Here is a 22,013-nt window from a genome sequence, read left to right on the forward strand (position 1 = left end):
CACCGTGCTGTATGGCTATGCCGATGTCTGACAGGTCCTGCTCTGAGGAGTTCGCTATGACCACCTTTTATCAACTAACAGCCACCAGCCTGGACGGCCAGCGTATCCCTATGGCTGACTATGCTGGCAAGCTGGTTCTGGTGGTAAATACCGCCAGCCATTGTGGCTTCACGCCACAATATGCAGGTCTGGAAGTGCTATACAAAAAGTACGCAGCTCGCGGACTGGTAGTGCTTGGTTTCCCCTGCAACCAGTTCGGTAGGCAGGAACCCGGCGACGCCGACGAAATCGCGCAGACCTGCCACATCAACTACGGTGTAAGCTTCCCGATGTTTGAAAAAGTGGAGGTTAACGGCGCCGCTACGCATCCGGTATTCCGTTATCTAAAAAACGAGTTGCCCGGCATGCTGGGGGGGCGGATAAAATGGAATTTCACAAAATTCCTGATCGGACGCGATGGCAAGCCGCTAAAGCGTTTTGCGCCGTTCACTACCCCGGAGAAAATGGAAACTGTCATCCTGGCTGCACTTGAAATCTAGGTATTTTTGTCATTTGAATTGTCTGCCTGGTGCCAGAAGCGGATGTTGCTAATGCCACTGATGAATTAATCAATTGAGAGCAGGTCATGTTTATAATATAAATCGACAGGTACTCTGAGTTTTACCGGAAAATCATCGATGAACATTACAACCTCCATTGCACTTTTGAGCGCTTGTCCATTTGTGAGTTTGGCCGCAGCACCGGTGACTTTTTCCGAAACCACCCTGGACGCCACTGGCCCAAAGGGTCCTTTAAAAGGTACGTTGCTCACTCCAAGTTCAAAACCAACTGCCATTGTTCTTATCGTTCCAGGCTCCGGCCCGACTGATCGGGATGGAAACAACCCGCTTGGTGTGAATGCATCACCTTACCGACTTCTTGCTGAAGCCCTTGTTGCGAAAGGCTTTGCAACACTTCGTATCGATAAACGTGGAATGTTCGCTAGCGTAATGGCCGTGGAAGATGCCAATGCGGTGACGATTGCTGACTATGTTGACGACGTTCGTTCCTGGCTAAAAGTACTTAAACGTGAAATGCAAACTTCCTGTGTTTGGGTTTTAGGACACAGCGAAGGAGGCGTAGTCGCACTTGCCGCGGCTCAAGAACAGGATGTATGCGGTGTGGTTCTTATCGCAATGCCCGGGAGGCCGATGGGCGAGGTGTTAAGGGGACAACTTAAAGCTAATCCGGCAAACGCGTTGTTATTAAATGAAGCGCTGCCGATAATTGATGCTCTGGAGCAGAGCCGGAGGGTGGATACAACGAATATTCATCCAGCACTACAAAACCTCTTTAATCCTTCGGTTCAGGGATTTTTGATCAATGCGTTTTCATATAATCCAAGTCATCTCATTTCGACCATTTCCAAACCCGTGTTAGTGCTACAAGGGCAACGAGATCTCCAGGTGGAAGAAACGGATGCAAGAATGCTTAAGGCCGCGAATCCTCAAGCATCCCTGGTTCTACTACCCAATATGAACCATGTTATGAAAGAGGTTACCTCGGACGATCGCAAGGCGAATATCTCTTCATACGCTGAACCAGCGCTACCATTAGCTCCCGGTTTAGTCGATTCGATTGAACATTTCCTTATCCACAACTCACATTTTCCAGAGAAGTAACAACTGCTCTGGTCCTGGTGTCTGCCAAAAAACTTACTTTTATAGAGTTCAGAAGGCTTTAAGCATTCATCTCCTGTTCGCTCACAGCAACCTGTCAGATATTTCGCACTACCGACCGCGTATCAGCATTCGATGAAACTGCGATAGACAGAATCACCTCAACGTCCAGCAAGGGCTAAAATGAATAAGACCCCTAAATTAATTGGTTGCTACGTGGAGATCGTTCATCTATTCTGCTTGCATCAGTGAGCAGGTGGGAGTCACTCTTTGTGGATTATCTCATACTTCAGAAAACCGTCATTACCGTTATTCTTGTTTTGTGGGTAATGAATGAATTCAGGACAAAGAAAATAAAGCATTCTGACCCCGCCATTGAAGAAGCCGACGCTAGAGAACGTCATGAATGGCGATATCTTAGGTGGGGAGGACGGGCAATACACATGACTGCGGCAGTGTATATCTTTGTTCAGCTGATTCAGTTTTTACTGAGATAGCCTGCCACAGGCTGATTCGACTGGACGGAATGACATGACAGCCCAGAATGATGCTGATTCGCGCCAAACATGATGGTTTGAATATTTCCTGAGCGCCAAAAGCGGACTTTGGAGAGAATTTAGAATAATATCCTAACTAAAAGCGTTTAATGCTAAATTTTAGCCTTAGTAACTCAATAAAAACAGTGCAATATCTTTATATGAATACTATTGCCGTTATTAGGTCAAATGATTTTTATCTCTTTTAGAGGTAATGACATTCAATAGCCTATAGGTAGTGAATTTGTTCATGTGATGAAGACTTATACATTATTGGAAGGAATTGTTTACACTGCAACTTAGTCATCTAACAGCTATCGTTCAGTATTCGCTAGAATTTGATGATTTATATGTGGAATTTGTAGAAATTAGAAAAAATCTGCTAATCACGTCGCGCTTTTATACAACTAGTCTCTTCACTTACAGCAACTGAGCCTGCAACCTGAACAGCATAAACCATCACCATCATGAATGATTACGTGGTACTATCACCCCATGAACTAAATCAGGATTGCATGATGAGCTTTAAGATACACGACAAACTAATTCATGAGGTTGAATCCCCAAAAGGTCTTCTTTACCGGATGGTAATCATTTATACCGGTTTTATGGTTACGCTAATTATTGCTCTCTCGTTGGCCATGGGTGACATATCAAAGCTAAACTTTTATTTCTTTATAAATACTTGTACTATAATAGTAACCGCATGGTTTATTAGGAAGTCGTTTAACATCCACTCTAGAGAGAGGCATTTACTAACTTTAAGAATTAGTTTGTTTTTGCTTTTGAATTCATCTCTGGCTTCTATGGCTGGAGGTCTTAATTTGATAGAGAGAGATATAGCATCTGTAATAGCAGCTCTTCTATACGCCCCAGCCATGCTTATGATTATTTATTCGTTTAATAAATTCATATCATACGCCAATCATAATTATAAATCTGCGGTTCACCTTTCATTAACAGATGAATTGACAGGATTACCAAATAGACGGCATCTGAACGTTAAACTCAGAGAGATAGAAAACAGGGCGGGAATGATATGCATTGCAGACATTGACCATTTTAAAAGTATCAATGATATATATGGTCATGGGGCCGGGGATAATGTATTGAGAAACATAGGATTGACGCTAAGCCATTATATAAACGATAAGGTTTTTATTTCCAGGTCTGGTGGCGAAGAATTTGCAATTGTAATTTTCGACGATACTAATGCTGAGGACTTCATTAGAAAGATAAAAACATCGGTTTCAGATGAGGACAAAGGCAGTATTAGTATCACTCTAAGCATTGGAGTGGCAATCAAACAGAAAAAGGACTCTTCTTCTGAAGTCATTACTGCGGCTGATGATGCACTTTATCGAGCCAAAAGAGCTGGAAGAGATTGCATAATATACGCTCAGCGCTCTCATAATTAACCAAAAAAAATAATTGAAGAGTTGATCCTGCTTTATTAATTAAGTGATTCTAGTTTAGTTTCAAAGTAACTTAAACGATCAACAGCCAGCGGATTGGGGTATCAGGAAAGACTTACGTTCACTCTCTGAATGAACTGGATTACCGTCATACATACCTATCCCACATTGCTTGACGCTGCTTTTTTCATGCCTCGATGCTATTTATCGAAAAATATCATTCGGACATCTATTAATTGAAATTCATACTAATTTAACGATAATTAAATCATTGCGCAACCAACTATTGTAAAGTCCACTGCCCGCTGGTACTGCATTAGGCATGTCTATATAAAAAGCGAGGTGTTATAATCTAGGCATCCAGCCCCCATAATATACGATAACGATGATAAATAAAATACTGGTGAGTGCTTGTCTTGTGGGGTTCAAAGTGCGCTATGACGGAAGCGAGAAAGCGCAAATGACCAATCAGTTGCAGCGCTGGCATAAAGAGCAGCGTCTCGTGATCCACTGCCCTGAGCTGGCCGCCGGCTTGCCAATTCCACGCCCTCCTGCTGAGATTGTTTCTGCTGAGGGTAAGGACGCAGTGCAGGCTCAGGCCAGAATACTTGAAATTACTGGACAAGATGTAACTGAGCACTATCAGCTTGCCGCCTGGTTGGCGTTACGTACCGCTCAGGAGTCAGGTTGTACCGCTGCGCTGCTGACCGACGGAAGTCCAACATGCGGTAGCCAATTCATTTATGACGGTTCATTCAGCGGCCAGCGTAAGTCAGGAATGGGAATCGCCGCATCGCTACTCACCGAACATGGTATAGCCGTGTTTTCTGAAAAGAGGCTCGCCGAGCTGATTGCCTGGATTGAAGAGAAGGAACGCTGAGACCTTTTTTATTGAGATACGAACAGAAGTCAGATCCGCAAGACTCACCCGTCTCCGTTTAGGTATGAGAGGATAATATTATTGACTCGTCTATTATGGTAATAATTACGAACTTCCGCTCCTCGCTCATAGCAGATCTTGCGGCGCTTCAGGCGGCCCGCTTCGTGCCAGGAGCGGGCAATGTCCCTGATTAATTTCTGTTAATAAAGAAGCATATCGGTCCATATACTCTCCATAATTTGCTAAATATAAATCAATAATCCTCTGTCAGAATTACCGAACTGAATGGAGGAGTTATGAGTAAAATAAATTACCACATTAAACACATTGAGTATTTACTCAAAAAATGCAGAACAATTTTCACCAAAGATATTTCATTTCATGCGAAAAGACTTCATAAACTTTCGGGGCGCTATCCAGACCTACTTAATCCATTAACGCTTAATGAGAAGATTTGTCATCGTCTCATATTCGAACACAATCCATTTTTTACAACATTGGCTGATAAACTTGCTGTCAGGGAATATGTGAATAGAAGCACAAGTTTAGTTAAGCTTGTTCCATTGATTGGTGTTTATCGTCGCGTTGAAGATATCGACTTCGATAAACTACCTCCTAAATTTGTTTTGAAATGCAATCATGACAGCGGTAGCGCCGTTATCTGTACAGAAAAATCGGCGTTTGATTCCACTAAGGCTATAAAAAAATTAAAATTATCACTTAAAAAGAATATGTATTATACAACTAGAGAATGGCAGTATAAAAACATATATCCTGTTATTCTCTGCGAAATGTACCTGGATCTGTTTTCCAATCGAAACAGGAACGTTACTCCTGAAATGTTAAGGATACACTGCTTTCACGGTATACCATGTTTTATTGAGGCTGACTTTACTGACAGCAATGGGTGCGGATTCATTAATGTCTATGACAGAGCATGGAATTTACAACCCTTTCAGATGGAGTACCCAAATACTCCAACGCCAGTAGATGAACCCGAATCATTTCATAAATCCGTTATTGCTGCCCAGGAGCTAGCAAAAGAAATAGACTATTGCCGTGTCGATCTTATGCTTAAAGGAGAAGATATCTATTTCAGCGAAATAACATTAAGTCCCAATAGAGGCAAACTTAAAATCACCCCAGAAATTTGGGACGCTAAACTCGGCAGTATGTGGGATCTGTCTCTTGCTAAAAAAGGCTCATTTGAGCCTGTTTATTAATGTCCTGAAGTAGGCCATGACAGTTTGAAAAGCGAGCCATTTTCTTGAGTTACACTGTAGCTAACGTCTCCGCCGTGGGCGCGCATAATGGCTTTTACTACCGACAATCCTAAACCACAACCCTCGGGGTTAATATTTTTAGCATATTCTCCTCGCTGGAAAGGCTGGAATAAGGACTTCTGGAGTTCTTCAGGAATTCCAGGTCCTTTGTCCTGAATGAGGATAAAATTATCATTCCCCATAATACCATTCTTCACTAAAAGTGTTTGAGAGGTGGAATACTTTAAGGCATTGTCAAAAAGAACGGTGAGGCACTGAATAATGCGTAATGGATCGCAGATGCAACGCTGACAGCTAAGCTCAGTAACAATGTTGAAGCCATTCTTTTCGAAATCAGGCAAAAAAGTATCAAGTGCACTGGAGATCGTTGCCGCGAGATCGACTTCGCTGAGCATCAAGGAATATTCGGCCCCTCCTGAGGAGCTCACAACACGAAGATCCTCGATTAAGTTAGTCAGACCTTCAGTTTGTTTTAGGAGATTTCTAAAGAGCGGCGGTTCTGGTTCAAATACGCCATCAACCAGCCCCTGAAGCCTGCCCCGCAAAATAGTAACTGGTGTTCGGAGTTCATGCGCGATAGCAGCATTCCATAAATTCCGCTGAACATCCAGCGTCTGTAACTTCTCCGCCATTTCATTAAAATCATCAACGAGTTTATTCATTTCCCCCAACTGAGAACCGCTGCTAATCGCTCTTGCACTAAGGTTTCCTTGAGAGATTTGTTTAAGGCTGTTTGCCACATCATTCAGGGGATTTAATATTCTTGCAGATAGTTTTACGGTAAAAAATAGTGAAACAAGCAGACTGGTCAATGAAGCGATCAAGATCCATATCCAGTCAAGAAAGGTCATATCATCTTCATCTCCAGCGTTTATCCCTCCCGGGAGGTAGTCAATCAAGAAACTATAAAATAAGTAGGAGCCCAGGACAGCAATTGCAATAATAACGAATGTTAATGACAGCATATATGTCAATATCTGGCGGCTCAGAATTGTTTCTTTGTTCATTTTTTGTCGCCCAAGCGGTAGCCTATTCCTCTGATACTTTCAGGAATACCTTTAAGTCCGGCATGTTCAAGCTTTTTCCGGAGTTTGCTCATATGACTGTCTACGGTGCGATCGAGCGAATCCCCCTCAGGCAAACACGCATCGAGTAACTCATCACGTGAACATACTTTCCTTGGATTTCTGGCCAAATAGGTTAGAAGCTTAAATTCAGTGGTAGTTAATACCGGCGAGGAAACCCCACCCTGGACCGCGATTTCAACGTAAAATTCATCAGGATAAATTGTAAGAAAAGGTGTTCTTAAGGGCCGCGAATGTGTAGGCTCTGCAACCGATCTTGTTCTGCGAAGTACGGCTTCAACTCTGGCGACAACCTCAGAGGGATTAAAGGGTTTTATCACATAGTCATCAGCCCCGAGCCGCAAGCCCATCAGTTTATCAACGTCTTGATCCAGTGCTGTAACCATAATGACCGGTACGTTGGTTTCCTTTCTTAACGTTGTCAGAACATTCCAGCCATCGTACACGGGCAGGTTGATGTCCAACAACAGGAGATCAGGCCTGTTTAGACGGGTAAGGTTGATTGCCTGCTCACCATCTTCGGCTCTTAAGGTTTTCATGCCAGCCTTATTTAAATAGCCTGTCAGTATGGCGGAGATGTCATCATCGTCTTCTGCTACGATAATCAGATTGTTGCTTTTCATATTTTCTTCCACAGTACTGATGACAATATGCATTTTACCCTGAAAGGCTCTTATATTGTCATGCATAATGATTTTTACTCAATTATAAACCTTAGCTTCAGATTAGTTCGGTTTGACAGATACTTTTTGAAAAAGTTCATCACAAAATTTTTATGAACTTAACCGGCCACTTCCTCCATATTCACTACACTTTCCATAAATAATTAATCAACATCGTTAAGCGATAATATACGACCAGGTTGAAAGTTACATGCAACATGTACTGCTGTGTAAGGAACGCTATGACGCTGACTAAATTTATTTTCCGACGTGAGAATTTGATGGCCTCATTTTTATTTTTAATGGTTACATGTGGGTTATTATCTCCCTGGCTTTATTTTGTGCGTGCAATCAATGAAAAAGTAGAATCAACTATACCTTCATCCTTACTGATTCGTGTTTTGATAATCATTTCTGCATTATCATTTATTATTCAGAAAAAACCAGGGGTTTTAAAAAACCTTATTGCAGTAACATTAGGTCTGATTTTGCTATTTATATTTACCATCACTGCATTACATCTTCTTTTAAATACTTTGCCAGACATTTATGATTTTATTTTTTATTATGAATGCTTTTTATTGGTTTTCTTTTGCGGACTACCTGTGTGTTTATGTATAAGAATGATTTGATCTTATGCCTTGTCAGCATAATGCACATCTTCAGGAGTGAGTACACATATCCTCCATAAAACATCCATTCACGATTGACATCATGACGTTACACTTAGCGCATGTCTTATATGACGGCTCTATTATGCCGTCTGGTGTTACTTAACTGAAATAATAAACCAACGGCAGAATATTTTTTCACTCCAATGCTTAAGACACATTTATCATGATTTATAAAGGCACCAACAAACCTACGGCTCCCGGGGTTGCTATCTCGCTTAAGAGACTCGCCTGGCGGCACAGAAAGAAATTGTGCATTACTTTCATGCTGGTTATTGCTGAAAACGTTGCATTCCTGCTCTACCCCGTTTTGGCGGGCATGGCGATAAATGCCATCCTGGCAGGTCAGATGTCACGTGCGGTCCTTTATGGTCTGATGGTTCTGTTCATGTGGTGCATGGGGGTCGCCAGACGTAGTGTAGATACGCGAACGTTTGCACGTATCTACGCCAGTCTTGCTGTGACTGTAGTATTAGCCCAGCGAAAATATTCACTTAATCACTCGACTATTGCTGCGAGAGTATCGCTATCACGAGAATTCGTGGATTTCTTCGAGCTGCACCTGTCTGTATTGAACACCTCGATCATATCCCTTTTCGGAGCAGCAATAATGCTGTTATGGATTGAATTCTGGACAGGAATAATTTGTTTGATCATCGTGGCAATACTGATGTGCTTCGTCTCCGACTATGCCCATAAAAACGAGACATTATATCAGCGTCTTAATAATCGCCTCGAAAAAGAGGTCGATTATGTTCATAAGGCATCATTTGGAGCTCTGAAAAGACACTATGACACGCTTGCCCGCCTGCGTGTGGTGCTATCCGACAGAGAGGCATGGGGATATTTATCCATAGGCATTCTGGTTTCTGCTCTCTTTTCCATGGCCATTATCAGGATGAGCCTGGAATCTGGAATTAATGCCGGACATATTTATTCCGTCATGACGTATATGTGGATGTTTTCAACCAGCCTGGATGACGCCCCACATCTCCTGGAAAAATTCTCCCAGCTCAGGGAGATCGGTAAGCGGGTCTCAACAGACGATGAGGCCTCTTTATCAGGTAATACATGTTGATTTTTGACCATTCGTACGTTGACTGGAAGTACATCTGATGCCGCATTTTTTTATTGATCGCCCCATTTTTGCATGGGTTATCGCGCTGTTTATTGTCCTGACAGGAATATTGTCTATTCCTCATTTACCGATTGCGCAATATCCTGCCGTTGCTCCACCGAGTATTATCATTTCAGTCAGTTACCCTGGCGCGAGTCCGGACGTAATGAACACGTCCGTCGTGTCTTTAATCGAGCGTGAAATTGCGAGTGTTGACAATTTACTCTATTTCGAATCCTCCAGCGACACGACGGGGATGACGTCAATTACCGTAACCTTCAAACCTGGAACCGATATCAAACTCGCCCAGATGGATCTGCAAAACCAAATTAAGATTGTGGAATCTCGCTTGCCGCAGCCGGTAAGACAGAATGGGATCAATGTTGAGGCAGCTAACTCCGGATTTTTAATGATGGTGGGATTAAAATCTCAAAACGGAGAATATCAGGAAGCTGACTTAAGCGATTATTTTGCCAGGAATGTTACTGATGAACTTCGGCGTGTACCTGGTGTAGGTAAAGTCCAGCTTTTTGGCGGAGAAAAGGCGCTCCGCATATGGTTGGACCCGATGAAATTACACAGCTATGGGCTCTCTGTTACGGATGTATTAAGTGCCATCAGTCAACAAAACGTGATTGTTTCACCGGGCAGAACCGGAGATGAACCTGCGACTAGCAGGCAAAGTGTGACTTATCCTATAACGGTAAAAGGACAACTCTCTTCGGTTGAAGAATTTCGCAATATCACGATTAAATCACAGGTCTCCGCCGCCCGGCTGACGCTGGCAGACGTCGCCCGCGTGGAATCCGGGTTACAAAGTTACGCATTTGGAATCCGTGAAAATGGCGTCCCCGCAACGGCGGCAGCTATTCAGCTTTCTCCTGGTGCAAATGCGATTAGTACCGCGTCGGGTATCCGCGCGCGCTTAACAGAATTGTCCGGTGTACTTCCCGAGGGAATGGCATTCACCGTGCCTTTCGATACGGCTCCGTTCGTAAAGCTATCGATATTGAAGGTGGTTGAGACATTTGTTGAAGCTATGGTTCTGGTCTTTTTCGTTATGCTGCTTTTCCTTCACAAAATACGCTGCACGCTTATTCCAGCGATTGTGGCACCTGTGGCGCTACTCGGCACCTTTACCGTCATGCTATTAAGCGGTTATTCCATCAATATTTTAACCATGTTTGGAATGGTGCTGGCCATCGGGATTATTGTTGACGATGCAATTGTTGTGGTAGAGAACGTCGAACGACTGATGGAAGACCAAAAAATGTCTCCGCTGGAAGCGACACGAGAAGCGATGCGGGAAATTACGCCGGCCATCATTGGCATTACGCTAGTACTCACTGCGGTATTTATCCCTATGGCCTTTGCCAGCGGATCCGTGGGTATTATTTATCAACAATTCAGCATTTCGATGGCGATATCCATTTTACTGTCGGCATTCCTGGCGCTGACGTTAACCCCTGCGCTTTGTGCAACCCTGCTCAAGCCGCATGATAGACATCAGGGTAAAAGCAGCGCATTTTCAGCGTGGTTTAACGCTCACTTTTATCGTCTGACTTCGTTTTACACCACTGCTCTGGGCTGTTTTCTGAAGCGTACTGGCCGTGTGATGATGATCTACGCTGCATTATGTTTGACATTGTTTGCCGGTCTGTCTTCCTTACCTTCATCATTTTTACCCGATGAAGATCAGGGCTATTTTATGTCCTCAATCCAGCTTCCCTCTGATGCCACGATGCAGCGGACGCTTAAGGTCGTCGATACATTTGAAGAGGAAATCGCCCACCGGCAGGCGGTAGAAAGTAACATTATGATTCTGGGATTCGGTTTTTCTGGCTCAGGCCAGAACTCGGCCATGGCATTCACCACCCTCAAGGACTGGAGGCAACGCAAAGGAACCACGGCGCAAGAGGAAGCCGACTATATTCAGGCCCAAATGGCAAACGTGCCGGACGCCGTAACGATGAGCCTGCTGCCTCCGGCCATTTCTGATATGGGAACATCATCCGGGTTCACTTACTATTTGCAGGACAGAGGCGGGAAAGGCTATCAGGCACTCAAGCAGGCGGCCGATAAGCTTATTATGCAGGCAAATAATAATTCTCACCTTTCCGATGTCTATATTGATGGGCTTGGTGAGGGAACAAGCCTTGCCCTGCATATCGACAGGGAAAAAGCGGAGGCCATGGGTGTGTCGTTTGATGAGATAAATCAAACAATTTCCGTTGCAGCAGGTTCCAATTATGTTAATGACTATACCAATAATGGCCGGGTTCAACAGGTTATCGTCCAGGCGGATGCGCCCTACCGAATGCAACCAGAACAACTTTTGGCTTTGTCTGTCAAAAATCGTTTGGGACAGATGCTTCCGTTATCCACTTTTGTGACGCTTTCGTGGAATGTTGCACCACAGCAACTGATACGCTATCAGGGATATCCTGCCATACGCATAACCGGGAGTGCCGCACAGGGAAAATCGTCGGGTACTGCAATGGCGGCAATAGACAAGCTGGCTGAGCACTTACCACCGGGGTTCGCCGGTGAGTGGGCGGGAAGTTCGTTACAGGAAAAGGAGTCCGCATCACAGCTTCCAGGTCTTATTGTGCTCTCGGTACTGGTGGTATTCATGGTGCTGGCTGCTCTGTACGAAAGCTGGTCCGTTCCCTTCGCGGTCATGCTCGTTGTTCCTTTGGGTCTGCTCGGTGCCGTGCTGGCCGTATCCGTTGCGAATATGACGAATGACGTCTTTTTCAAAGTGGGCCTGATAACCCTGATTGGACTTTCCGCCAAGAATGCGATTCTGATTATCGAGTTCGCAAGACAATTAATGAAAGAAGGAAAGAGCCTTATTGATGCAACATTGACGGCAGCAAAACAACGCTTACGGCCAATACTGATGACGTCTCTGGCTTTCACATTAGGCGTTGTTCCGCTGATGCTCGCCAGTGGAGCCAGCGACAGCACGCAGCATGCGATTGGTACTGGTGTATTCGGCGGGATGATTAGCGGAACGTTACTGGCAATTTTCTTCGTTCCGGTATTTTTCGTGGTGATTACCCGAATTACTGAAATGCGAAAAGGCCGCAAGGATAATAGCCGGAACGGCTAATAACAATTATACGCCCAGCCAGCTACAAGCTTACTTAACGCTTGACTGGCTGGTATTCAACAGTTAAGGACACTATGAACATCATTTTCACCCAAAGATTAATTATTCGGTCTTTTAAGGAAAAAGATGCAGCAGCACTTTTTGATTATCTCTCTACACCACGTGTACCCTGCTTTAATGAGGAAAAACTACATTCGATAGCCGAGGCGGAGGCAGAAGTGACTAAGCGGGCCGGTGAACCAGGACAGTTTGCCGTTTGTTTAAAAGAAACTGATGAGTTGATCGGCCATCTTTTTGCAGACAATAGCAACGAGCCAGACAGCAATACCTGGTCAGTGGGCTGGCATTTTAATCAACGTTATGAACGTCAGGGATATGCGAGCGAGTCAGTTGCTGCACTGTTTGATTATTTATTTAAAGTAAAAGATGCCAGGCGTTTGTATGCCTGGGTAGAAGTTTACAATCTGGCCTCTCAAAAACTCTGTGAACGTTTGCATATGCGACATGAAGGGTGTTTAAAAGAGTTTGTCTCCTTTGAGGACGAGGATGGTAAGGCAAGGTATGACGACACATGCATCTATGCGTTACTGCATAAAGAATGGACAAGTTAGAGACCTCTGAATCGATTGAAGTCTAAGGTTATCAGGACAGCAACAGCAGCCCTGTGCCATAAGCGGATGTTGCGAACATTACGACACATTCAGTCAAGATATCTAAAATCACATGGCAGGGTTATACGGGATGTTTACATGAGCAGTCTGGCAATATTCGCGGTGAAGTGTGATTGTCAGGGTCTGGTACGATACTCACATAATCAGTTCGACGGTCTTCAGTCAGTGTTCTATTGTTTCGCCAAATATTTCCGCATCAGTGCATTTTGTAGTGTCACGCCACGACACACAGGGAAACCTCGTTCTACGACATGAAAGCCGTGTCGTAGAAAGAACGCTTCCGCAGCCTTACTGACATTTGAAGTAAGTTCACCCATACCACATTCTCTGGCTTCTTCATGAATGCGGTCCATCAGTAGCGTCCCTACTCCCTGTCTCGGGTAGGCTCCCGAGACATAGAAATGGTCAATGTACCCATTGGGCTGAACATCCGCATATCCAGCTATTTCACTACCCACTTCAACAACAAAGGGACGTAGTGCCCTCATGCGATTGGTCCAGTGATCCGGGTCGATATCTGATGGGGCCCAGGCATCTATTTGTTCATGTGTGTAGTAGTGGGATGCGAGGGTATGTACAGAAGATAAAAATACGCTAAATAACGAATTTTCATCTCCATTTTTGAACCTTCTGATTTTCATAAAACCTCGTTATGAGCGTGGCTGATAGAACAATACCATTTTTGGAGTGAGACAGGGCTTCTGCACCTCGCTCACAGCGTTCATCATGCACTCGCTTCATGTCAGGGGCGGACATTTCTGAGTTCAGCAACAAAGGTCGCTATATTTTTTCCTGATTGACGCGGGATGAAAGCTCCTGATGGCTCTCTTTTCGTTCACTGTAGCGATCGGCAAGATAACCGGTTTGCCCCTTGAGCAACAGCGTGATTTTAAACAACTCCTCGGCGACATCGACGATACGATCATACCAGGACGAAGGTTTCATTCGCCCATTCTCATCAAATTCCTGCCAGGCTTTGGCAATTGATGATTGATTGGGGATCCGGCAGGGGTAAACCTGAGGGGTTAAACAGCCTGACCTCCGCTCCCATCGCCGTCAGTAAGCGACCCACTTCTTCTGCTGCAAAACGGCTGTAAGAACGCTCTCTTACCGAGCCATACAGAATCAGAATGCGTGGCGGTTCCTGGATCTGCAGGCGTTCAGAAATCTGCTTATCGAAGCAATCAGCGTTCAGTGCAGGAAAGTGTTCCATTATTTCTCCCCCAGAATACTCTGGTTATTTCAAAATAAATACATATGATTTACCATATGTATATTCTAAAGGGAACGGAGTGAATAATGCTACAGCCTGTTCAGCTTTTTAAAATCCTGTCGGATGAAACCCGCCTCGCCATTGTCATGCTTCTCCGGGAGTCTGGCGAACTGTGCGTATGTGATATATGCGCGGCTACCACTGAATCACAGCCCAAGATCTCTCGCCACATGGCCATTCTGCGTGAAGCAGAGCTGGTGCTTGACCGCCGGGAAGGCAAATGGATTCACTACCGCCTGTCCCCCCACATGCCAGCATGGGCGGCTGAGACGATCACGACGACCTGGCAGTGTCTGAGAGACGATGTAGGTAAATGGCTGTCAAAATCAGCCTGCACATCATGCTGAAAAATTTATCATATACATATAAACATATATAAAGGAACCTGAAATGATTTTGGCAGGGAGTATATTTATACTGACGCTGATCCTCGTCATCTGGCAGCCCAGAGGACTCAGCATTGGCTGGAGCGCAAGTATCGGAGCCGTACTGGCGCTGGGAACGGGGGTTATCCACATTCATGATATCCCTGTAGTCTGGAATATCGTCTGGAACGCAACAGCGGCATTCATTGCGGTGATCATCATCAGCCTGCTGCTCGATGAGTCTGGTTTCTTTGAATGGGCCGCGCTGCACGTTTCCCGATGGGGTAACGGGCGTGGTCGCCTGCTGTTTACCTGGATAGTGCTGCTTGGCGCTGCTGTTGCTGCACTGTTTGCTAATGACGGTGCAGCACTGATATTAACGCCGATTGTGATTGCGATGCTGCTCGCACTGGGGTTCAGCCAGGCGACGACCCTGGCCTTTGTCATGGCTGCAGGATTCATCGCTGATACCGCCAGCCTGCCGCTGATTGTTTCCAACCTGGTCAATATTGTCTCGGCGGATTTCTTTGGTCTGGGCTTTACACAGTACGCCTCCGTGATGGTTCCTGTGAACCTTGCAGCCATAGCGGCCACGCTGGTCATGCTTCACCTCTTTTTCCGCCGCGATATTCCAGCCAGATATGACGTTTCACTGCTAAAAATACCTGCCAGTGTGATTAAAGATCCTGCGACGTTCAGGGCGGGCTGGATTGTTTTGCTGTTTCTGCTGGTCGGTTTCTTTGTTCTGGAGCCGCTGGGGATCCCTGTTAGCGCGATAGCAGCCGTTGGGGCTACGGTGCTCTTCGTGGTAGCAAAGCGTGGCCATGCCATTAATACCGGGAAAGTACTGCGCGGGGCACCCTGGCAGATTGTGATTTTCTCGCTGGGTATGTATCTGGTCGTTTATGGCCTGCGTAATGCAGGACTCACTGAGTATCTTTCTGCCGTACTCAATATGCTGGCAGACAAAGGTTTATGGGTTGCCACGTTTGGTACCGGCTTCCTGACAGCCTTCCTGTCGTCTGTGATGAACAATATGCCGACGGTGCTAATTGGTGCATTGTCCATTGACGGAAGTGCCGCGACCGGCATCGTCAGAGAGGCGATGATTTATGCCAATGTGATTGGCTGCGATTTAGGTCCTAAAATCACCCCAATAGGCAGTCTGGCAACCCTGCTGTGGCTTCATGTGTTGGCACAGAAAAACATGACCATCACCTGGGGTTATTACTTCCGCACGGGAATAATCATGACTCTGCCCGTGCTTTTCGTCACTCTGGCCGCGCTGGCGTGGCGGCTCTCTGTCACTTTGTAATGAGATACTGATATGAGCAACATTACCATCTATCACAATCCGGCCTGTGGCACTTCGCGCAACACGCTGGAGATGATCCGTAACAGCGGTAGCGAACCAACCATTATTTATTATCTGGATACGCCCCCGACTCGTGATGAACTTAGCAAACTGATTTCAGATATGGGTATTTCAGTACGCGCATTGCTGCGTAAGAACGTTGAACCTTATGAGCAGTTGGGGCTTGGTGAAGACAGATTTTCTGATGAGCAGTTGATTGATTTTATGCTTCAGCATCCGATCCTGATTAATCGGCCGGTGGTCGTGACACCACTTGGCACACGTCTTTGTCGTCCTTCAGAAATTGTGCTGGATATTCTACCTGAAGGTCAGAAAAGCGCTTTTACCAAAGAGGATGGAGAAAAAGTAATCGACGATACCGGGAAACGAATTAAGTAACCTGACCCTTCAACACAAGTCGGGCACCCGTCTTCGCCGTGCAGGTGTCCACGTCACGCTCACGCAGGACAACCGTACTCAAATCTCCCATATTGCCGGGGATTCTTTAAAACTTACTTCATCACCAGTGTGATATTAAATACCTCCGCTATGAGGGATAGCGCCAGCCCCCTGCGCAACGTTATCGTGTTGGATTATAAGCGAAAGCAGCGGTAGCATGTCTGTCCTGATGTACTCACTCTGTACTCTGCAACAGATCGTCAACATTAAGGATGGGTATGAAAAAGCTGTTGCTGGTTCTCTTGGTGCTAACTGCATTTGCAGCCAATTCTATCCTCTGTCGTATCGCCTTAAAGAATGGATATTCGGATCCTGAGACATTCAGCGTTCTGAGATTACTCGGTGGTGCAGCAATGCTGTTTTTCTGGCATATAGCCCGGGGGAAACCGAAAGAAATACGCTGGAAAATCATCGATGCCCTGTTGCTGTGTGCCTATGTATTATTCTTCTCAATCGCGTATGTTCAGCTCAATACCGCAACAGGCGCATTACTGCTGTTTGGCGCAGTGCAGATCTGCATGATTGGCTGGGGATTAATAAAAGGTGAAACACTTAGCGGATACAAAGCCACCGGGATCGTTATTGCCATCGGGGGGATCATTATGCTGCTGCTCCCTGGCGCAACCGCTCCCCCTTTTATACCCGCCCTGACGATGGTTGCTTCAGGCCTGGCATGGGGAGCTTACTCTGTGCGTGGGAAAAATATCCTCTCTCCTGCCGGGACGACTGCAGGAAATTTCATTCTGAGCCTTCCGGTTATTTTCATCCTGAGTTTGGTACGGCAGGAGCCCGTGCATACTGACGCCAACGGCGTCATCCTTGCCCTGCTCTCCGGCGGGCTGGCTTCTGGTATGGCTTACGTACTTTGGTACCAACTTGTTGCCACTATGTCTTCCGCAACCGCCAGCACGCTGCAGTTGAGCGTGCCCTGTATTGCTGCGGTAGGTGGGGTGCTATTTCTTGGCGAATTGCCTGATTTGAGAATTCTGGTTTGCACACTGATCGTTCTGACTGGCATAGCCATTGTTATTTCATCCGATCGAACACAGAGTAAGAAATCAGCAAAAGGGTAACGTTGAGGAGTCGCAGCACTGTGCTTCGGTGTTTTGACTCACCACCCACATGCACCCTGTCACGCCCTTTGCGCGAAAAACACGCTGCAAAATCAACAAAACATAGCCAACTTGCTTAATTACTCTGCAATTATACAGAAAAAAACAATCAGCCTAAAACTAAAATATATATAAATCAGTAAGATAAAAAACTGCAGGGACAGTTAATACCAGGGTATAGCAGTTATTAGTGTGTCCCTTTTTATGTCCCCGCCCTAAAAATGCCCCCGAAATCACGCCCTCAAGTGTGGTAAAACCGCTCCATAACCACACAGGTCATTCAGCCCTCATATACATACTCCCGTAGCCCATTTCGAGCCATCGCACATTGTTCAGTCTTCGAGTTGTTGTATGCCTGCCTTTTGCACATCACATTCTCATCACCGATTTGATCATCCGTACTTATGACCTTCAACTAATCAAATCTCACGTGAAAAACAGTGCCGCCTCTTACGACTGCTTAGTGCCAGGAGCGGACATCCAGATCATTTCAGAGTGTTAAGTGCACGGGAAGTCTTCAAGTATGTTAATTATCAAATCGAGTGGGAAGATGATTTCATTGGTCTGTCTGAGCTCTTCTAAGCTCCACCAGTAGTGATCGCTAATGACTTCTTTTTCGTTGTTACTCCAACCTGAGCGGTCAATTTCTGATTTATCCGTAGTTATAATAAAGAAACGTTCTTCAGCAAGAACGTTCTCACCACTTGGTAGCACCATAGGGAAGGTTCTGGAGGCTATTTGTGGTCCCGTAGTTCTTCTTGTCAGGCCCGTTTCTTCAAATAATTCACGTAACGCCGCCTGCTCAAAAGACTCGTTGTGCTCGAGTCCTCCCCCTGGCGTTGCCCAGTATATTTTTCCTTCCAGAGCATCAGCTTTATGGCAGAATCTAAAGAGCAGAACGTGATTTTCAGGTGAAAGGACTATCAATCGAGAGGCTGGACGAGTACGCATGTAATCCCTCTTAAATAACATTTAAACCCTCATTTCGGATTTTCCAATAAACGTAGATTGCAGTCTACAAGTGCACATTGAGAATACCTTTTCTTACCACGTCAACTGCGCTTATCGTCCGCTCCTCGCTCAAAGCGGTCGCTAGTCCTACCCCAACTAATGCCATAGTCAGTAAGATCCTTCCCAAAGATCCCCTATTCGTTGTCCTTTCCCTCCGACTTTACAAATATGTGCACTCTCACGAAAAAACGATGGAAAACGTGATTCTTACAGTGCTGGGCTATCTGCGACAGTTACTGATCGGCTGGAGTGTACTGGCGTGGCTGTATCTGTTCTTTATGCGATTTCTCATGTTCGATTAACAGAGAATCACGCTTTGATAATGGTGATGCCCTTTCCTTCAATACTCCTTAGCCAATTATCATCGGTTTCACTATCAACCACGATAGTATTGATTAGCCCTATCTCACCGATGACAAACGATGACGCAGCGTTGACCTTCTCCGGCGACACCAGTACGACCGTTTCCGCCGCTCTGCCGGAAAATGCACGTTTGATGCACGCTTCTTCATAATCACCCGTGGTTAATCCCGCTTCAGGATGAATACCCGTTACCCCCATGAAGAAAATATCCGCATGAATATTGCCTATGCCTTCAATAGCGGCCGCCCCTACACTGACAATGGAGTGTTTGTACAGTCGGCCACCGATCAAAATGACGTCAACCTCGGGTTTATCGACCAACCCCAGTGCAATGCTGGGACTGTGTGTCACCACGGTAATATGCAGATCTTCCGGCAGACAGGCAATCAGCTCTGATGTGGTCGTGCCACCATCCACAATAACAACTTGTCCCGAAGAAATGAGTTCAGTGCCTTTGCGCGCGATCTTCATTTTCACATCTGTTTTTAATGATTTACGCTCGGAAAATGTCGCAACAGCTGAAGACGATGGCAAAGCACCACCATGAACGCGCTGCAATCGCCCTTCTGCGGCAAGCTCACGTAAATCCCGTCGAATGGTGTCTTCTGAAACGCCAAATCGATCGCTCAGATTTTTCGATTGGACCTGCCCTTCAACCTGCAGTTGTTCAAGAATAAGGTGTTTACGTTGATGAGCGAGCATGTGACCGTTCCTGTTTATGCATGTTTATACTTGTATTTGCACGATAGTGCTGATTATGATGTCAACTCTACGGATCAAGGAGTCTTCATGCAACCTAAACGTGCAGAAATACGCATCGTCGATAACCTAACATTATCCGATGACTGGTATTGTTTAAAAAAATACACTTTTGATATTCAACGAAGAAACGGTGATTGGCAGCGCCAAAGTCGTGAAGTTTACGATCGCGGCAACGGAGCCACGATACTGCTCTATAACCGTGACAGGAAAACAGTGATCTTAACTCGTCAGTTTCGTTTTCCGGTATTTATAAATGGTCACGATGGCTATCTCATTGAAACAGCTGCAGGTCTTCTTGACAACATGGCTCCTGAAAAACGGATCAAAGCCGAAGTTGAAGAAGAAACTGGTTTTCGTGTATCCAGCGTACAGAAGGTTTTCGAGGCGTACATGAGCCCAGGCTCGGTCACGGAGAAGCTCTATTTTTACATCGCGGAATATGATGCTGCCGACAAGACAGGTGCCGGTGGTGGAATTGCGGCTGAAGGAGAAGATATCGAAGTGCTTGAGTGGCCGCTTGCAAGCGCACTTGCCGCAATTGAAAGTGGTCTTATCGTCGATGGCAAAACCATTATGTTGCTTTATCACATTGCGCTGAAAAACATTCTGTGAGGTTCTCTTTGTGAAACAACTTATTCTCATTGCTGGTCCCTACCGTAGCGGTACGGATGGAAAACAAAATCTTATCGATGCGAATCTTGCTCGCCTGGAAGATGCAGCGTTAGCGGTATATCAAAGAGGACACATTCCTGTAATCGGCGAATGGCTGGCACTACCACTGGCAAAAGCTGCCGGTTCTGCGGCTATTGACGATGAAATCGGCGAATCTATGATCTACCCCGTTGCCCATCGACTTATCACCAAATGTGATGCGATTTACCGTATTAAAGGCGCTTCTAAAGGTGCTGATATGGACATCGATGTCGCACATAAGCATGGACTCACCGTTTATTTCCGCCTTGAAGACATCCCGTTGGCGTAATTTTATTGTGCTATTGCCTGCGAATGTGCAGGCAATTAAACCCTCGCCAATGGGATCTATGACTCTCAGGAGAGATGGGGAGCGCAAGCGCGGGCAATACAATGATCTTGCGTTCGATCTCATCGGACAGCGTGGTCTGATGCTTCTTCACCAGTTGTGGCTCAAAAGTGCCGTTACGATCGCGCGGGGTTGCCAGTTCAAAACTGCCGGTCGGGGCTTTAATGGTCTTTTTGCCTGAACCATTTTTACGGTTAGCCTCCACATCCGAAGCCAGATGGGAGTCAAGTTCAGCAGACAAAGCAGCTTCAGTTAACTGTTTAATTAATGGCGTTAAGATACCATCCTTACCCGTTAATGCCTGGCCGGACTGGAGGGCCTTAAGCGCTTTATCGAAATCGAAGGGCTGGGACATGTGTCATTCCTTTTTGTTTGTATATTACTGGAATGACATAGAATTTCTAATACTCCCTCCGGCTATGCCGGAGGATATTTATTCGGGGCTGTGGTGTATTTTGTGGTGTATTTCTATGGCCTCTCCTTCACCACCCTTTATCTCCCATTCATATGTATATATTGTTTTGTAAAGACTAACAATAATGTTTTCTGCGATTGAATATGAAGCGTTCATGGTCGTACCATATTCTGCCGATCTATTACTAAACAATTGTTGACACTTTGGTTTAGCCATGTGTTTAATGGATTCGAATAATTCATCGATCCTATCGAAGTCATTTGTTCCCAACAACATTATCTCACTCAACTTTTCTGCTGCTTCACGCTGATTATCTTCGCTAAAATTGTCACGTATTAAACTAGTACCAAGTAGTTGCTCAGTTTCTATACTTGTTCTACTTAGATTTGCCCCGGAAAGGTCAGCATTACTCAAATCCAAATCGCTCATATCACGTCCGCTTAAATCTTCCTCTGATAGATCGAGGCATCCCGTATCAATATATTTTTGTCTGGCTTCTGATAGGTTGCATTCATCCAGAAAATATATGGTGTTAAAATATCTGGCTCCTGATATGAACTGCGCTTCACTTAATTGTAATTCTAATGGTTCAGATACGTTTTCTTCACTAATCTCCAGTAAGTATGCTCCATCCGTGTCCTTGGTTATACATAGCTCATATTCACCTTGTAGCGATTTTTCTGACTCATCAATAGTGAATCTAATAGACATGCCGGAGTTATGAATAATACTGTTCAGTGTTTTTCGCGGGGATATACCCTCTGAAG

21 protein-coding genes and 2 pseudogenes are annotated in these 22,013 nt (G+C 45.3%); 15 read left to right on the forward strand and 8 right to left on the reverse strand.

What is annotated here, in order from left to right:
• The first annotated feature begins 56 nt into the window (after window positions 1-56).
• From OGX91_RS03750 to OGX91_RS03770, 5 genes are all read left to right on the forward strand, one after another.
• Window positions 57-539 carry a glutathione peroxidase gene (locus OGX91_RS03750; protein WP_005127202.1) on the forward strand — a complete coding sequence of 161 codons (483 nt, stop codon included), beginning with the start codon at window positions 57-59 and terminating at the stop codon, window positions 537-539.
• Between the two features lie 138 nt (window positions 540-677).
• Entirely contained in the window at window positions 678-1,661 is a 984-nt protein-coding gene (locus OGX91_RS03755) for an alpha/beta hydrolase (RefSeq protein WP_286625490.1), read from the forward strand.
• A 1,048-nt stretch (window positions 1,662-2,709) separates the two neighbouring features.
• The gene (locus OGX91_RS03760) at window positions 2,710-3,612 is read left to right on the forward strand and encodes a GGDEF domain-containing protein (RefSeq protein ID WP_233614789.1); all 903 of its coding nucleotides are present in this window, start codon (window positions 2,710-2,712) and stop codon (window positions 3,610-3,612) included.
• Window positions 3,613-3,994: 382 nt separating this feature from the next.
• The gene (locus OGX91_RS03765) at window positions 3,995-4,489 is read left to right on the forward strand and encodes a 2-thiouracil desulfurase family protein (RefSeq protein ID WP_040233817.1); all 495 of its coding nucleotides are present in this window, start codon (window positions 3,995-3,997) and stop codon (window positions 4,487-4,489) included.
• A gap of 296 nt (window positions 4,490-4,785) precedes the next feature.
• A complete protein-coding gene (locus OGX91_RS03770) occupies window positions 4,786-5,712 on the forward strand; it encodes an ATP-grasp fold amidoligase family protein (RefSeq protein ID WP_149691575.1) in 927 nt (308 codons plus the stop codon).
• Here OGX91_RS03770 and OGX91_RS03775 read toward each other — a convergent pair.
• Window positions 5,709-6,779, reverse strand: a complete 1,071-nt coding sequence (locus tag OGX91_RS03775; protein WP_182290524.1) for an ATP-binding protein — start codon at window positions 6,777-6,779, stop codon at window positions 5,709-5,711. The genes OGX91_RS03770 and OGX91_RS03775 overlap by 4 nt on opposite strands.
• Window positions 6,776-7,480, reverse strand: coding sequence for a response regulator (locus OGX91_RS03780; RefSeq protein WP_040233812.1), 705 nt, complete (start codon window positions 7,478-7,480; stop codon window positions 6,776-6,778). The genes OGX91_RS03775 and OGX91_RS03780 overlap by 4 nt, the downstream gene beginning before the upstream one ends.
• Before the next feature lie 281 nt (window positions 7,481-7,761).
• On the opposite strand from OGX91_RS03780, the gene crrC reads away from it, so the two are divergent.
• The 4 genes from crrC to OGX91_RS03800 all read left to right on the forward strand — a co-directional run bounded on the left by crrC (window position 7,762) and on the right by OGX91_RS03800 (window position 13,033).
• Complete coding sequence (crrC, locus tag OGX91_RS03785; protein ID WP_149691574.1) at window positions 7,762-8,151, forward strand: colistin resistant protein CrrC; 390 nt, start codon at window positions 7,762-7,764, stop codon at window positions 8,149-8,151.
• Window positions 8,152-8,356: 205 nt separating this feature from the next.
• Window positions 8,357-9,268: an ABC transporter six-transmembrane domain-containing protein gene (locus tag OGX91_RS03790; RefSeq protein WP_199947963.1), complete on the forward strand. Its 912-nt coding sequence runs from the start codon at window positions 8,357-8,359 to the stop codon at window positions 9,266-9,268.
• A 37-nt stretch (window positions 9,269-9,305) separates the two neighbouring features.
• On the forward strand, window positions 9,306-12,422 hold the full coding sequence (gene kexD, locus OGX91_RS03795) for a multidrug efflux RND transporter permease subunit KexD (protein ID WP_286625494.1): 3,117 nt from the start codon (window positions 9,306-9,308) through the stop codon (window positions 12,420-12,422).
• Between the two features lie 74 nt (window positions 12,423-12,496).
• Window positions 12,497-13,033 (forward strand): GNAT family N-acetyltransferase, encoded by a 537-nt coding sequence (locus tag OGX91_RS03800; protein ID WP_005121234.1) that lies wholly within the window; start codon window positions 12,497-12,499, stop codon window positions 13,031-13,033.
• A gap of 230 nt (window positions 13,034-13,263) precedes the next feature.
• Here the strand turns inward: OGX91_RS03800 and OGX91_RS03805 are convergent, their stop codons facing one another.
• Window positions 13,264-13,734: a GNAT family N-acetyltransferase gene (locus OGX91_RS03805; protein WP_040233805.1), complete on the reverse strand. Its 471-nt coding sequence runs from the start codon at window positions 13,732-13,734 to the stop codon at window positions 13,264-13,266.
• A 139-nt stretch (window positions 13,735-13,873) separates the two neighbouring features.
• Window positions 13,874-14,306: pseudogene (locus OGX91_RS03810) on the reverse strand (NADPH-dependent FMN reductase).
• Between the two features lie 86 nt (window positions 14,307-14,392).
• Between OGX91_RS03810 and OGX91_RS03815 the strand changes: the two are divergent.
• The 4 genes from OGX91_RS03815 to OGX91_RS03830 all read left to right on the forward strand — a co-directional run bounded on the left by OGX91_RS03815 (window position 14,393) and on the right by OGX91_RS03830 (window position 17,617).
• Window positions 14,393-14,713 carry a transcriptional regulator gene (locus OGX91_RS03815; protein ID WP_149691571.1) on the forward strand — a complete coding sequence of 107 codons (321 nt, stop codon included), beginning with the start codon at window positions 14,393-14,395 and terminating at the stop codon, window positions 14,711-14,713.
• Window positions 14,714-14,756: 43 nt separating this feature from the next.
• Window positions 14,757-16,046 (forward strand): arsenic transporter, encoded by a 1,290-nt coding sequence (locus tag OGX91_RS03820; protein ID WP_005121238.1) that lies wholly within the window; start codon window positions 14,757-14,759, stop codon window positions 16,044-16,046.
• 12 nt (window positions 16,047-16,058) lie between these two features.
• A complete protein-coding gene (gene arsC / locus OGX91_RS03825) occupies window positions 16,059-16,484 on the forward strand; it encodes a glutaredoxin-dependent arsenate reductase (RefSeq protein WP_005121239.1) in 426 nt (141 codons plus the stop codon).
• A gap of 278 nt (window positions 16,485-16,762) precedes the next feature.
• Complete coding sequence (locus tag OGX91_RS03830; protein WP_199947971.1) at window positions 16,763-17,617, forward strand: DMT family transporter; 855 nt, start codon at window positions 16,763-16,765, stop codon at window positions 17,615-17,617.
• Window positions 17,618-18,154: 537 nt separating this feature from the next.
• On the opposite strand, the gene OGX91_RS03835 is transcribed toward OGX91_RS03830, so the two are convergent.
• Both OGX91_RS03835 and OGX91_RS03840 read right to left on the reverse strand, forming a co-directional pair.
• Window positions 18,155-18,607 (reverse strand): NUDIX hydrolase, encoded by a 453-nt coding sequence (locus OGX91_RS03835; protein ID WP_188231705.1) that lies wholly within the window; start codon window positions 18,605-18,607, stop codon window positions 18,155-18,157.
• A gap of 369 nt (window positions 18,608-18,976) precedes the next feature.
• Window positions 18,977-19,732: a DeoR/GlpR family DNA-binding transcription regulator gene (locus tag OGX91_RS03840; protein ID WP_005121244.1), complete on the reverse strand. Its 756-nt coding sequence runs from the start codon at window positions 19,730-19,732 to the stop codon at window positions 18,977-18,979.
• A gap of 87 nt (window positions 19,733-19,819) precedes the next feature.
• Between OGX91_RS03840 and OGX91_RS03845 the strand changes: the two genes are divergently transcribed.
• Together OGX91_RS03845 and OGX91_RS03850 are read left to right on the forward strand one after the other, a co-directional pair.
• A complete protein-coding gene (locus OGX91_RS03845) occupies window positions 19,820-20,404 on the forward strand; it encodes an NUDIX hydrolase (RefSeq protein ID WP_040233800.1) in 585 nt (194 codons plus the stop codon).
• A gap of 10 nt (window positions 20,405-20,414) precedes the next feature.
• On the forward strand, window positions 20,415-20,774 hold the full coding sequence (locus tag OGX91_RS03850) for a TIR domain-containing protein (RefSeq protein ID WP_040233798.1): 360 nt from the start codon (window positions 20,415-20,417) through the stop codon (window positions 20,772-20,774).
• A 49-nt stretch (window positions 20,775-20,823) separates the two neighbouring features.
• Here OGX91_RS03850 and OGX91_RS03855 read toward each other — a convergent pair.
• Both OGX91_RS03855 and OGX91_RS03860 read right to left on the reverse strand, forming a co-directional pair.
• Window positions 20,824-21,186 (reverse strand): annotated as a pseudogene (locus tag OGX91_RS03855) (transposase); the annotation flags it as partial.
• A 78-nt stretch (window positions 21,187-21,264) separates the two neighbouring features.
• Window positions 21,265-22,013, reverse strand: a 749-nt coding sequence (locus OGX91_RS03860) for a pentapeptide repeat-containing protein (protein WP_286625497.1), incomplete at its 5' end; no start/stop codon positions are given.

The organism is Citrobacter sp. Cpa228, from assembly GCF_030333085.1.
Taxonomy (GTDB): domain Bacteria; phylum Pseudomonadota; class Gammaproteobacteria; order Enterobacterales; family Enterobacteriaceae; genus Citrobacter; species Citrobacter pasteurii.